This window comes from Sphingomonas sp. AOB5 (assembly GCF_029433115.1).
Classification (GTDB): Bacteria; Pseudomonadota; Alphaproteobacteria; order Sphingomonadales; family Sphingomonadaceae; genus Sphingomonas.
Genome location: NZ_JARNTV010000009.1, coordinates 74210 through 87735, shown reverse-complemented (window position 1 = coordinate 87735; position 13526 = coordinate 74210). Strand labels below are relative to the sequence as shown.

Annotated in this window: 9 protein-coding genes; 1 reads left to right on the top strand and 8 read right to left on the bottom strand. The window is 65.0% G+C overall.

Features of this window, described 5'->3' with window-relative positions; all coding sequences use genetic code 11:
- Positions 1-14: 14 nt before the first annotated feature.
- Complete coding sequence (locus P1X14_RS06370) at positions 15-1238, bottom strand: cytochrome P450 (RefSeq protein WP_277314483.1); 1224 nt, start codon at positions 1236-1238, stop codon at positions 15-17.
- A 160-nt stretch (positions 1239-1398) separates the two neighbouring features.
- On the opposite strand from P1X14_RS06370, the gene P1X14_RS06365 reads away from it, so the two are divergent.
- Positions 1399-2214 carry an SDR family oxidoreductase gene (locus P1X14_RS06365; protein WP_277314482.1) on the top strand — a complete coding sequence of 272 codons (816 nt, stop codon included), beginning with the start codon at positions 1399-1401 and terminating at the stop codon, positions 2212-2214.
- Between the two features lie 38 nt (positions 2215-2252).
- Here P1X14_RS06365 and P1X14_RS06360 read toward each other — a convergent pair whose 3' ends face one another.
- The 7 genes from P1X14_RS06360 to P1X14_RS06330 all read right to left on the bottom strand — a co-directional run bounded on the left by P1X14_RS06360 (position 2253) and on the right by P1X14_RS06330 (position 13427).
- Positions 2253-3863 carry an AMP-binding protein gene (locus P1X14_RS06360; protein ID WP_277314481.1) on the bottom strand — a complete coding sequence of 537 codons (1611 nt, stop codon included), beginning with the start codon at positions 3861-3863 and terminating at the stop codon, positions 2253-2255.
- A gap of 27 nt (positions 3864-3890) precedes the next feature.
- Positions 3891-4730 carry an LLM class F420-dependent oxidoreductase gene (locus P1X14_RS06355; protein WP_277314480.1) on the bottom strand — a complete coding sequence of 280 codons (840 nt, stop codon included), beginning with the start codon at positions 4728-4730 and terminating at the stop codon, positions 3891-3893.
- A gap of 34 nt (positions 4731-4764) precedes the next feature.
- Positions 4765-6159, bottom strand: a complete 1395-nt coding sequence (locus P1X14_RS06350) for a phosphotransferase family protein (RefSeq protein WP_277314479.1) — start codon at positions 6157-6159, stop codon at positions 4765-4767.
- Positions 6152-7231, bottom strand: a complete 1080-nt coding sequence (locus P1X14_RS06345; protein WP_277314478.1) for a hypothetical protein — start codon at positions 7229-7231, stop codon at positions 6152-6154. The genes P1X14_RS06350 and P1X14_RS06345 overlap by 8 nt, the downstream gene beginning before the upstream one ends.
- A gap of 54 nt (positions 7232-7285) precedes the next feature.
- Entirely contained in the window at positions 7286-9511 is a 2226-nt protein-coding gene (locus P1X14_RS06340; RefSeq protein WP_277314477.1) for a TonB-dependent receptor, read from the bottom strand.
- Positions 9512-9731: 220 nt separating this feature from the next.
- Positions 9732-11093: an MFS transporter gene (locus P1X14_RS06335; protein WP_277314476.1), complete on the bottom strand. Its 1362-nt coding sequence runs from the start codon at positions 11091-11093 to the stop codon at positions 9732-9734.
- Between the two features lie 135 nt (positions 11094-11228).
- Complete coding sequence (locus tag P1X14_RS06330; RefSeq protein ID WP_277314475.1) at positions 11229-13427, bottom strand: TonB-dependent receptor; 2199 nt, start codon at positions 13425-13427, stop codon at positions 11229-11231.
- Positions 13428-13526 lie beyond the last annotated feature (99 nt).

Sequence of the window (13526 nt, the reverse complement as noted above, 5' to 3'; positions counted from 1 at the left end):
GGCGGTGCGTCGGGTTAGCGGTCGAACTCGATATGGACCTCGCCCGGCCCCCAGCCGGCGCCCAGCGCGATATTCTCGATCGGCGCGACGATCCGCGGGTTCTTCATCCGCTCGATCATCACTTCAATCGCCACTTCCATGTCCTTGCGCGCCATGGTGTGGCCCAGGCATTTGTGCGCGCCATAGCCGAACGGGATGCGCTTCGACGTGTTGCGATGGATGTCGAACCGGTCGGGATCGTCGAAGCGGCGATCGTCGCGGCTGCCGCCATGGAAGTTGAAGCGGATGAAGGTGCCGGCCGGCATCGCCACGCCATCGATCTCGAAATCGGGCGTCGCGACCACGCGCGGCACGGCAAGCACGACCGGATAGTAGCGCATGCCCTCTTCAACCGCGGCCGGGATCAGCGACTTGTCAGCGACCAGTTCGGGCCAGGTATTGGTTTCGAGCAGCACGCGGACGATCGAGGCGAGCTGGGTACGCGTCGTATAGTGCGATGCCTGCAACAGCGTGATCAGGCTCCACACCACTTCGTCGCGGGTCATGATGCCTGCACGCAGATGGCCGACCATCTCGGCGATGAAGCCCTGATGCGTGCCGTCGGGCTGGTCGATCAGGCTGGAGGTGTAGTCGGACAGTACCTGCAGCGCATGCTCGATCTCTTCGACATGCGGGTGGAGCGGCACCACGTTGAGCAGCGGAAGCGCGCGCGTCACCGAATCGAAGATCGGGATATCCTCGGGCGGGATCGACAGTGCGCGGCACAGGATCTCGAACGGATAGGGATGCGAGAAATCGTCGATGAACTCGCAGCGGCCCTTGTCGATGAACTTGTCGACCAGCCGGTTGGCGACGTCGAAATACAGGCCGGTCTGTTCGCGCGTCGCCTGCGGAGTCAGCTGGGTGCTGAGCACGCGGCGATAGAGAAGGTGCCGCTCGCCCTGCTGCGCGGTGAGCTTGCCCTCTTCCATGAACTTGAGCAGCAGCGGACCCGCGCCGCGCTCCTTGTAGATATTGGCCTGCGGGGTCGAGAGGCCCTTGTTCATCAGCAGCTGGCGGCTGAGGTCGTAATCGATGATCTCGATGCCATAGGGCGTGCGGATGATGCGGCCCTTACGCGGATCGGATGCGCGCGCCTGCGCCATCACGGTGAACGGATCCCGGATATATTCGATGCTGTTCGTATCGACGAACGGCAGGGTGACCTGATCAAGCGGGATGACGTTTCCGTCCGACATGGACCTTCCTCTCATTGGTCGCCGGCACCCTGACGCGTGGACCGGCCTTACTGTGCATGCGACTGGTATGGCGCACCTGCAGCTCTGTCAACACATGTGTTGATCGACGCGATGCAGCGGCCTAGAATGAAGCCGACAAGAAGCAAGGAGAGGATCGGATATGAGCGGACAGGAAAGCGCAGCGCTGGCGCGGCTGGATGGCAGGGCAGTCGTGGTGCTGGGCGCGGGTGGCGGGGGCATCGGCAACGCGACCTGCCGTACGCTCGCCGCGGCTGGCGCGAAGCTGTTCTGCGTCGATCTCGATCCCGCACAGGCCGAGTCGTCGGCGGCCGAGTGCGGCGGCACCGCCCATGCGGCCGACGTCACCGACCGCGCGCAGATGGAGGCGCTGTTCGCCCGCGCGACCGAACTCTACGGGACGAGCCTGTACGGCATCGTCGATGTCGTCGGGCGCAGCCGCGTCGCGCCGCTGGCCGCGATGGACGACGACGCGCTGACCCAGCAATTCGATCTGGTGCTGCGCCACGCCCTGCTCGCGGTGCAGATCGGGGCGCCGCTGCTGGCGAAGAATGGCGGCGGATGCATGACGCTGATCGGATCGGCGGCCGGCTCTCGCGCGATCGAGAATATCTCCGCCTATGGCATCGCCAAATCGGCGGTGCATCATCTCGTCCGCTGCGCCGCGCTGGAATATGGCCCCGCCGGCGTACGGGTGAACGGGATCGCGCCGAGCTATGTCGCGACGCCGCGCGTCGCAGGCGCGTTGCCGCAGCAAGTGTGGGACGCCGTGACCGCAGCCAACCCGCTGCGCCGCATCGCCACGCCACAGGATGTCGCCAACGCCGTGCTGCTGCTCAGCTGCGATCTGGCCGCATACATCACCGGGAATATCGTAATGCTCGATGGTGGCGTGACCAATGTGGTGCCGGCGCCGGGTCTGGAGGCACTGCCGGTGCTGCGCAGCACCACGAACTGAGCCGGCCGGCCCGGGCCTGATCCACCCGGGCCATAGGGTCAGGCGCGCACCTTCTTCACCGAAATGCCCGCCGCTTCGCGATCCCATGCGTCGCCGACGCCCTGATCGCGTAACTTGTGCCGCTCGATCTCGTTCTTCACTGCCGATCGCGGCATGCCGTCCACCACCTCGATATAGCGCGGCACCTTGAAATAGGCGATGCGGTCGAGACAGAAGGCGATGATCTCCTCGGGCGCGAGCGTCTGGCCGTCCTCGAACTGGATGAGCACCTTCACATCCTCGTCACCGATCGGGCTGGGCACGCCGACCGCGGCACATTCCTTGATCGCCGGGTGCAGCAGGATGGTCTGCTCCAGCTCGAACACCGAGATGTTCTCGCCGCGATGCCGGATCAGATGGGCGAAACGGCCCTTCAGATGCAGGAAGCCATCCTCGTCGATCAGCCCGATATCGCCGGTGTGGAACCAGAAATTGCGGCAAGCGTCGGCGAACTTGTCCGGCTGGCCATGATAGCCGAGCAGGAAGGTGCCGGGGATGGTCGGGCGGATCAGGATCTCGCCCTGCACATTGGCCGGAACCAGTTGATCGTCGGGATCGCCGATCGCGACTTCGCACCAGCCATTGGTGCGGCCCTGCGAATAGCCGGGCTTGTCGCTGCGGCGCTGGCCGACTGCGCCCAGCGGGCCGCTCTCGGTCTGGCCATAGATTTCGAGCAGGGTGATGCCGAAGCGGCGCTCGAACTCCTGCACCGTCGCAATCGGAACCTGCGCCGTGCCCGAGCTGGAGACACGCAGCGTGTGATTGCGGTCGTCGTCGCTTTCCGGACGGCTGCAAAGCATCGCGATCAGCGGGCCGACCAGACAGCCGACGATGGTCGCCTTTTGCTCGCGTGCAGTTTCCCAGAAGCGCGATGCGCTGAACCAGCGCGGCACCGCGGTCTGGATGCCCCAATAGAGCGGCGCAAAGATATCGATGCTTGATCCGATCGCGTGGCACAGCTGGCCGACGCCCATGTGCGAATCATCCTCGCGCACGTCGAACATCTCGGCATAGCGCAGCGCCGCGACCACGAACCACAGGCTGGAGACGACCACGCCCTTGGGCATGCCGGTGCTGCCGCCGGTGTAGATGATCGCGGCGGGGGCGTAGGGCGAGACCTGTGCGTCGGGCTCGACGGAGCTGCCGGTCAGCAGCGATTCGAACGTCTCGCCGACGCCGGCGTCGCTGGGTCCGCGCACGATCTCGACCAGCCCCTCGATCCCGATCTGGTCTCGGATCTGGAGATAGTTGGGCAGCAGCTCGGCATCGATCACCACCGCCTTCGGTGCGGCGTTGCGGATGGTGTAGAGCAGATCGAGATTGACCAGAGCGATGTTCACCGGCGACCAGACCGCCCCGATCTTCGCGCTGCCGAACCAGGCGCAAACATGGTCGATGGAATTGTGCATATAGGTGATGACGACATCGCCCGCGACCACGCCCAGTTCGGCCATGCGGTTGCCGATGCGGTTGGCACGCTCATCCGCTTCGGCAAAGCTCAGCGAGACGCCGTCGACCACCGCATAGGTGCGGTCGCCCAGGCTGGCGCGGTGCCGCAATATGTCACGGATCGTGGCATGTTCGACCTGATGGCCGTTGAGAGTGAGCATGTCGGTTTCCATCAAGAGTTGCGAAAGTCAGGCGAGGCCCACGGCCGTGGCGACCGCAGCGAGATTGCCGAGCGCGGCATCGGCCTCGGAAGTGTCCACCAGAAACACCGCGCGATCGACGCCCATCGCTTCATAATCGTCGAGCCGCTTCGGATTGGCCGAGAAGATCGTCACAGAGACCGGCGAGCGTCCCATCTCCGCCGCGCGCCGGCGAAGTTCCTCGATGCGTTCGCCCAGCGCTGCCAGATCGCGCTGATGCCCCGGCATCCAGCCATCGCCGAACTGCAGCACGCGATCGAGCACGGTCGGCCCGCTGCCGCCGACCAGCACCGGCGGATGCGGCGTCTGGACCGGCTTGGGCCATGAGAAGATCGGATCGAAATTCACGTAATTGCCGTGATATTCGGCCTGCTCCTTCGTCCAGATTTCCTTCATCGCCTCGACCCGCTCACGCATCACTTCCATCCGGACGCGGGGATCGGTGCCATGGTTGCGCATCTCCTCCCGGTTCCATCCCGCGCCCACCCCGAACAGGAAGCGGCCGTTCAGGATATGGTCGAGCGTCGCGACTTCCTTGGCAAGGGTGATCGGATCACGCTCGACCACCAGGCAGATGCCGGTCCCGAGCTTCAGCCGCGTCGTGATCGCGCCCATCGCCGCGATGCTGACCAAGGGATCGCGCGTGCGGTAATAGCGGCGCGGCAGATCGCCGAAGGGCGGATGCGGATAGGGGGATTCGCGGCTGGCCGGCACATGGGTGTGGTCGGCCAGCATCAGGCATTCGAAGCCATAATCCTCGACCGTGCGCGCCAGCAGCGCGGGATCCACGCCATCGTCGGTCAGGACGGTTGCAACGCCATATTCCATAGTCACCTCTTGTGATCGCGGAGAGCCGGAGGGGTCATTGCCGCCCCCATGCGGACGGCACGGCCGATGCCGCACCCAGAAGATCGCGAAGCCGCACATGCAGCGGATGCTCGCTGGATGCGGTCTGCGCGTCGGCGAAGATATGGCGCGCCAGATGCCCCAGCGCGGCGGAGGCATCGCCTTCCGAACGCGCGACGCCGTCGCCCAGATCGCGGGCCAGCGCTTCGATCCCGGAAGCGATATCCGCATGATCCACACCGGCGTCTCGCGCCCGGCTGCGCAGGATCGCCGCGCTGGTGCGCACCACGTCGCGCGTCTCTCCGGACAGCACCTCGGACTCGATCCGGCGCAGCGCATCGGCGACGGCGTTGAGCGGCACGTCCTTGCGGTGAACGGCCCCGGCGGGAACCGGCAGCCCGAGCGCCCGCGCCAGCAGCGGCCGGGCCTCGCCCGCGCTGAAGCCGGCACGAAGCGCCACCAGATCGGACGCGTCGGCGGACCATGGCAGGCTGGCATTGACCCACAGACACACGATCTTGAACGTGCCGAGAATGCGGTAGAAGTTCAGCGCGTCGCGATCGACCGGCTGCCCGCTATGCGCTTCGTACCGTTCGACCAACGCCGCTTGCGTCGCCAGCCCTGCCGCGCGGCCATGAATCTCCAGCGCGGGCGAACAGAGTGTCCCCAGATCGTAGAGCGGGTCGCCGATCTCCGCGAGTTCCCAGTCAAGGATGCTGGTCAGCCGCCCCTGCGCATCGAACACCAGATTGCCGATGCGATAGTCGCCATGGACCAGCCCCTCACGCGTCCGCGCGGGGAGATGATAAGCGAGCCAGGCATCGGCATAGGCAAGGATCGGATCGGCCGAGAAGACCGGCGAGCGCGCGAGTACCCCGGACCAGCGCCGCCGCTCGCACTCCGCGAAACCGAGTGCCACCAGATCCGGATCGCGTGCGGATTGCGGCAGTGCCGCCAGCGGCACCGCATGGATCGCGGCCAGCCCTGCGATCATCGTGTCGAGGATCGCCGGCCCATTCCGCTCGATGAACGCGCGTCCGTCCGCGCGCCACGGATCGGGTGCCTCGCCCGGTGTAAAATCGGTGACGAACCCCTCGCGGCCCAGTGCTTCGACGGGCAGGAACCACATCGGCCGCGGCGTCGGCAGATCGAGCGTGGCGAGCGCCTGGAGAAGCTCGAACTGGCGGCGGGGATCGGCGATGCCGTGAAGCGGGCCATGCGGCGAAGCCAGATGGACGACGCAGGTCCGCGCCGCCTCGCCATCGGCCAGTTCGGCGCGGACCGATGTCGCCGAGCGACCGCCCGAAAGCGACCGCCACGAAGTCACGCGATCCCGCAGGCCGAGCGCATGCAGGTATCGTTCGAACCCGGCTGCCTCGCTCTCCGCCCTGCCTGTTTCCCCGTCAGCCATCGATCGTCGGACGGTATCGATAGCTCGCGCTACGCGTCACCGCCGTCTCGAAAATGCCATAGCCCTCGACGCCGCCGACCGTGCAGGTGCTTGGCTTGTTGACCAGCGACAGGGGCAGCGAGTTGGGCGAACGCGTGCCATCGTCGAGGTTCCAGCGCTCATGCTCCTGATGCGCCTCCCCGCGATCCTGGCCGTGCCAGCCGTCATAACCGGCAGCCGACATATACAGCCCGCGCCGCCCGCCCCGCCATTCGACCTCGAGCTGTTCTCCCGCCTCGGTCGTCAAATGGAGCAGGCCGTCGACGAACTCGCCGGTCTCGTCGAAATTGAGCTTGTGGCGCACATCGGTGATCGCGACCGGCGCACCGCCATCGAACGGCAGGATCGCCCCATGGACGTGCACCGGCTTGCCGTCGCGGCCTTCGTTGTAAAGTACGGCGACGCAGCGATCCTCGAGCTGTGCGCCGCCCCACAGATGCATGCCCAGCCGCTCGCGCGTACGCCGCACGCCCCACGACCGGTCGCGCAACCCGCGCCATCCGGCAACGTCGATCCGCTTGCCGTCGATCTCGATATAGCCGGTGTAACTGCCGGGCTGGAAGAAATGGGCGAAGTTGGTCGCACCACCCTCGTCATGTTCGACGGTGAGCGGATCGACGGCATAGGGTAGCGCCTTGGCGGTCCACACCAGATCGAAGCCGAAGCCCTCGACCTCGCTGGACAGTTGCAGCCGCCATGATTTCATCGGCTCGATAACCGTCCAGCTCAGCGGCCCGATCACCGTCGGCGCCTCGCCCACCACGATGCGCCGGGCGAAGCGGCGGTTGCGCTGCACTCCGCCGTCGAGCAGGCAGGCATAGCCGTCCATCACCCCGGCATTCGAGTAGCGGCCCGCACCGATCACCAGCATCGGCCCGCCATCGGGGCCGCTGATGTTGAAATAGAAACGGTCGAACCATTGGGGCGACGCATCGGCGACCACCCCGAATGGCTGCGGCAGTTGATGGATCAGCAGGTCGTCGGCCGCACCCAGAACTGGATGGGGTGCGGCGGGCGCGATCATATCACTCACAACTGGATCGCTCCCGGCCCTGCGGCCCGATTACCTTGCTGACGCATCCGCTTCTCACTCGCCGAAATTATAGGTGAGCTTCAGGCCGAAGGTGCGCGGTGCCCCGGGGATGCCGATCACCGTGCCGGCGTAGAGCGGCGGCGAGTTGTTCTGCTTGGCGACATAATAGAGTTCGTCGGTGATGTTGCGGACGAACAGCGTCGCGCTCCAGTTATGGTCGCTCTTGTAGGTCAGATAGGCATCGCCGGTCTGGAGCGGCGCCTGCGAGAAGTAGGAGGTTTCGAACGCGTCGAAATAGGTCCGCCCGACAAAATGGGCTTCGCCGCGCAGCGTCAGACTGCCCTTCGGCAGTTCCCAGCGATACTGCGCACGCAGATCGACCGTATAGGCCGGCGCCTGCGACAGCTGGTTGCCGGTCAGGTCCTGCGGCGTGGTGGTGAACAGCCCGGCGGTGATGTAGCCGATATAGCGGCTGTTCAGCAGGCCGAAGTTGAAGCCAAGCTCGAGATTGTCGACCGGCACCGCGGTGATTTCGCCCTCGACGCCATAGATTTCGGCGTTCGACGCATTCTCGATGAAGCTCGTCACACCGGCGACGCGGCGGATCTGCAGATTGGCATAGTCGTAATAGAAGGCCGACAGGTTCATGCGCAGGCGGCCGTCGAGCAACGTGGTCTTGATGCCGCCTTCATAGTCCTTGAGCGTTTCGGGCTTGAACCCCGGCTGCACGCCGCCAAGGTTGAAGCCGCCGCTGCGATAGCCTTCGGAATAGGTCAGGTAGATCAGCGTCCGCTCGCTGGGCTTCCAGTTCAGCGTGACCTTCGGGGTCAGCTTGCGCTCGCTGGATTTGACATAGGGGATCACGACCGAAGGAATGATCGCGATGCCCGGCGTCCAGGTGCGCGTCAGGTCGAACTGCGAATATTCGTTGAACTTTTCCTTCGTCTCGTAATTGTAGCGAAGGCCCGCATCGATCGAGAAAGTGTCGGAGAGATCGAAGGTGATCTGGCCGAAACCGGCCATCGCTTCGGTCTTGATCTGGCCGCCAACCGCATAGCCCGGCACCAGACGGCGCGGCAGGCCGACCGACGCCGCTTCGATCGGCGAGGTTTCGACCGCGCCCGAAATATCCTCGCGGAAATAGAAGCCGCCGATCACGAAATGACCGAAGCTGAAGTCCTGCGAGAGGCGCAGTTCCTGGCTGTACTGGCGCGACTGATCGTAGAAGCGCGAATCGCCCATCTGGACGCTCAGATAATCCTGGTCGCCGCGGGTTGTGATGCGCGCATAGCGATACGCCGAAATCGAGGTCAGCCGGGTCTTGTCGCCCATCTTCCAGTCGACCGTTGCCGAAGCGTCGTAGAGCTGACGCTCCAGGCTCGGGCTGATGTTGAAATTGTCGTCGCGCGGATTGGTCGCGAACGTACCGCCCAGCGCCAGACCCGGATGGACGCGGCCAAGCCGGTTCGCCTCGGGGTTGGTCGAGATGAAGTGGAAGGCACCCTGACCGTCGCGCTGCGACAGGAGCGAGGTCGAGAGGTTGATCGAAACCGCGCTGCTCGGCTCCAGCCGGATCTGCAGGCGCGCCGAATGGGTGTGCTGATCGTCGACTTCGGATCCGGTCGGGATGTTCTTTCCGTAGCCGTGGAACTGATCGATGCTCGATCCCGAAAGACGGAACGAGATGCCATCCGCGATCGGGCCGCCCACGGCACCCTCGAGGCCGAGATAGAGATAGCTGCCGAGTGTCACCTGGCCATAGCCGTTGAACGTCTCGCTCGGCTTGGCGGTGATGACGTTGATCGAACCCGCGGTCGCGTTGCGGCCGTACAGCGTACCCTGCGGACCGCGCAGCACTTCGACGCGATCGACGTCATACAGCGAGCCGAGCACGGCGCCCGGACGGCTGACATAGACGTTGTCCATATAATAGGCGACGCGCGCCTCCGCGCCGGGCAGGCCGTTGTCGAGACCGACGCCGCGAATGGCGAGGCGGGCATTGGTGTTGCCCTGGCCGAACTGCACGTTGGGAATGCTCGACTGGAGCGCGATCAGATCGGTGACGTTGCGGTCACGTAGCGAATCGCCGGTGACGGCGGTGATCGGGATCGGCGTATCCTGAATGCTCGCCTCGCGGCGTTCCGCGGTGACGACGATCTCGGTGATCCCCGATCCATCCTGCGCGTCCTGTGCCGGCGCGTCGCTCGACTGCGCGAACGCCGCCATCGGCATCATCGCGGCGATCAGAGCCATGCTGCTCAGGCCAAATTTCTTGTTCATCAGTAACCCTCCCCGGATCTTGTGTTTTCGTTTGTCGGCAGGTTGCCCCTGCCCTTGCTTGCAAACGCCTGCGCGCCGACCAATCCGGTCGCGGCCGCATATGCGGGCCACCACCGTTGCGAGGTACCGGCGCAGGGCACCTCATGGTCGTAACGAATACACCTGCGCGCCGCGTTGTCAACGTCAACGTCAACGTTGATAAATTGATTTTGCCGCAGATTCAGCTCGCCGTGCCGATACCGGCTTTGGCCGGATCGCTGGCCGTCGATTTCCCGGTCAGCGCCAGCGAGTCCGCGTGCACGCGGTACGCCCGCCAGATGAGCAGGGACGACAGTACACCCGCGATCCCACCCACCGTCGCCATCGAGTGGCCGAGCGATCCCGCGAACCATCGATCGGACAGGAAGCCGACGGCGAACGGCCCCAGCGACGATCCGAGAATCGCCTGGGCAAGCATGTTGAGCGACGCGAAGCGGCCACGCTTGCGTGCGCTTGCCGCGCTGGCGACCATCACCGATCCCAGAACGCCGACTGCGTTGCCGGTAACAAAATAAAGACCGATCATGATGACCGCGGCGGCGAAGCCGTCCAGCGTCACTGCCGTGAGGAACATCAGGGTCGCGAGCGGCGCCGCGAGCATCGCCAGCAACAGGATCGGATCCCCACGGCCCTTTACCGGCAGTCTGCGCGCCAGCAGCGGGATCGCCAGCGATCCGGCCACCCCGCCGATCATCATCACCGGGCCAAAGGCATAGCCGACCTGCTCGGCCGGGATGCCGAAGGCGCGGATCAGATAGGTCGGGAACCAGTTGGCGACCATCAGCAGGGTGAGTGCCGAAAAATTGGTGCCCAGCAGCAGCAGGACGAAGAAACGCCGCTCGCTGGCGGCATCGCGGAACACCGACGCACCCTCGGCCAGCGGCGCATCGGCGCTTGCGTCCGCCGATGCGCGCGCCGGCTCCTTCATGGTGAGCGCCGCGATCAGCGCGAGCAGCAGCCCCGGCGGGCCGATCATCAGCAGCGCGACGCGCCACACCGGCATCTGTGCCAGCGCATCGGGCAGCGGCAGACTGCCATCGGTCGCTAGGCGTATCAACACCGCGACGATCAGCGCCGAAGCCCCGGCCCCGGCCGACTGGAGCGCGATCATGGTCGACATCGGCACCGCGCGCTTCTCACGCGTGAACAGATCGCCGATCATCGACACCGCGACCGGGCTCAGCACCGCTTCGCCGATCCCGACACCCATGCGCAGCACGAACAACGTCGTGAAATCATGCGCGAATGCCGAAAGCGTCGTCGCCAGCGACCAGAAGGTGACGCCCGCAACCAGCAACCATTTGCGATTGAACGCATCGACCGCGATCGCGATCGGCAGGCCCGCAATCGCAAACATCATCGCGAAGGACGGCCCAAGCAACAGGCCGATCTGCGTATCGCTGACACCCATCTCGGCCTTGATCGGCTGGATCAGCAGCCCCAGCGCCAGCCGGTCGAGATAGGCGATGACGCCCAGCATCCCGAGCAGCGCGACGACATACCATGCCCCGAACACGGCGCTTCCGGACCGTCCAGCCTGCATCCGATCCTCATCCTTTCCATACCGGGCTTGTCGCCGGCGCGGCAAAGGGTCGGCGCGGCGGCCCTTTTAGTCAACAATGTCGTTGATTGACGGGCACGGGCCGCCCCGCGGCACCCGTGCCCGTCGCGTGACTTCCTAGAACTGGAACCCGACGCCCAGCGTCACCGTGGCCGGGTTCGCCGCGGCGAAGAAGTCCGACGAGGTGCCGGCGCCCGAGGTCAGCATATAGTCGGTGTCGGTGATGTTGTTGCCGCTGAGCGTCACCGACCAGCCATCGTCGGAACGATAGCCGATGCTGGCATTGAGCAGGCCATAGGGGCGCTGCCGCAGGCGGCCCGAGGGCTCCCACACAAAGCCGCTATTGTAAGATCCGCGCATCGATGCGGTGATCCTGCCGCCGGACACTTCCTGCACATAGCTGATACCCGCCGATCCGGTGAATTTCGGGCTGCGGATCAGCGACTTGCCCGATGCGTCATAGCCCGATTGCAGCGTGTTGCCGCCGTTGCGGGTGGTAGTGCCCGCCGCCACGTTCGGCACGAAGATCTCGGCATTGCGGAAGCTGTCGTACCGGCCGTCGGTGTAGGCGCCGACCAGATCGAGGGTCAGGCCTTCCGCCACGCGGATATTCACTTCGCCGTCGACGCCCTTGATCGTCGCGCTCGCGGCATTGAGCGTTGCGGTGACCAGCCCGGTCGCGACACGGACCTGGATGTTCGAATAGTCATAATAATAGGCGGACAGGTTGAACCGCACCCGCCGGTCGAACAGCGTGGTCTTGAAGCCAACTTCATACGCGTTGACATATTCCGGCTTGTACGCGTTGGTCGTCGCCGGGATGATGTTGAAATTGCCGCTCTTGAAGCCGCGATTGTAGCTGGCATAGGCCAGCACATCGGGCGTCAGCTGGTGGCTGTAGACGATGCGATAGGTCGGATCCTCGGCGGCGTAACGCGGATTGACCGGCGCGACCGGGACCACAGCACCATTGACCAGACCGCCGATCCGCCGCCGGTCCACGGTATAGCGCGCGCCGAGCGTGATCTTGCCCGTATCGCGGAACAGCTTGAGCGCGACTTCACCGAACACAGAATAGGATTTGGTGCGGTTCTGCGCGCGATAGCGGGTGAAGGCATTGGTCGGCACGCTCTGGATATCGACGATGTTGCCCGCATAGCCGGCCAGGAAGAAGCCGCCGATGATCCAGGTCAGCCGCGCATCGTCGGGCGAGGTGATGCGCACTTCCTGCGTGAAGTTGCGCACATAGAAGCCGAAGGTCGCGCGCGACAGATCGGCCTTGCCATAATCATTGTCGGTCAGGATGTCGGTGAAATCGTTGCGATAGGCGGTGACCGAGATCAGGTTGAGCTTGCCGATGCTCTGCTCGTACGTTGCCGACACGCCCCAGCTGTCCGACTGGACGCGATCGTCGACATTGTGCGCGACGTCGTGGAAATTGCCGACATAGGTATAGGTCTGCGCCGGGGTGCCGCCGCGAACCCCGCCGACCGCGCCGGGCGGCGGCGTGCGGTTGAAGCCGCGCTGATCCTGGGTCTGGCTATAGTCCGCCGCAAGGATCAGCCGGCTTCCGCCGCTGGTGAACATCAGCTTGGTCCGGGCCGAGCTTTCGTTGACGTGCGACGCGGAATTGCCGGTCAACTGGTTGATGCCATAGCCCTTTTCCTGCCGCCGGGCGAAACCGGCAAGCGAGATGGCGACGCCATCCGCAAGGCCGGTGGTGCCATAGGCGCCGACTTCAACCGCATGATAATTGTCGACGCTGAAATTGATCTCGCCCATCGGCGTTTCCGACGGATTCTTGGTGACGACCTGGATCAGACCGCCGGTGGTGTTGCGGCCGAACAGTGTGCCCTGCGGCCCCTTGAGCACCTCGACCCGCTCGACATCGCTGAACGAGAGGTGGGTGGTGTTCAGGCTACCGCGCAGCACGCCATCGACATAGGTCGCGACAGGCGACTCCTCACCCGGATTGCCGGTCGGCGAGCCGATGCCGCGGATATAGGGGGTGCTGGCGCCCGCGGTGCGGGTCATGGTCAGGCCGGAGGTCAGCATCGGCAGATCCTCGACCCCGTTGGAGCCGGCGGTTTCCAGCGTCGCGCTGTCGAATGCCTGGATCGAGATCGGCACCTTCTGGATGCTCTCGGAGCGGCGCTGCGCTGTCACGACGATCTCGCCGGTGGCCAGCGTATCGTCGGCCGGGGCATCCTGCACCTCTGCGGGCGCATCCTGTGCCCGGGCCTCTGCTGCGCACAAGAGCGCCGAAGCCGAAACGCCACATGCCAGAACCATCGCCATCAAATGCGAGCGCGCCATCGCAATCCTCCCTCAGTTTTGATTACCGGCGATCGTAAGCCGCCTTGCTCGAGACAATTTTGGTTGAACGAATCCACCTCCTGACGAGCAGATTCGCCA

What these genes read in the sequence shown, in the direction of transcription:
- P1X14_RS06370 (WP_277314483.1), bottom strand. Translation starts at nt 1,238, where the DNA reads ATGTCGGACGGAAACGTCATCCCGCTTGATCAGGTCACCCTGCCGTTC.
- P1X14_RS06365 (WP_277314482.1), top strand. Translation starts at nt 1,399, where the DNA reads ATGAGCGGACAGGAAAGCGCAGCGCTGGCGCGGCTGGATGGCAGGGCA.
- P1X14_RS06360 (WP_277314481.1), bottom strand. Translation starts at nt 3,863, where the DNA reads ATGCTCACTCTCAACGGCCATCAGGTCGAACATGCCACGATCCGTGAC.
- P1X14_RS06355 (WP_277314480.1), bottom strand. Translation starts at nt 4,730, where the DNA reads ATGGAATATGGCGTTGCAACCGTCCTGACCGACGATGGCGTGGATCCC.
- P1X14_RS06350 (WP_277314479.1), bottom strand. Translation starts at nt 6,159, where the DNA reads ATGGCTGACGGGGAAACAGGCAGGGCGGAGAGCGAGGCAGCCGGGTTC.
- P1X14_RS06340 (WP_277314477.1), bottom strand. Translation starts at nt 9,511, where the DNA reads ATGAACAAGAAATTTGGCCTGAGCAGCATGGCTCTGATCGCCGCGATG.
- P1X14_RS06335 (WP_277314476.1), bottom strand. Translation starts at nt 11,093, where the DNA reads ATGCAGGCTGGACGGTCCGGAAGCGCCGTGTTCGGGGCATGGTATGTC.
- P1X14_RS06330 (WP_277314475.1), bottom strand. Translation starts at nt 13,427, where the DNA reads ATGGCGCGCTCGCATTTGATGGCGATGGTTCTGGCATGTGGCGTTTCG.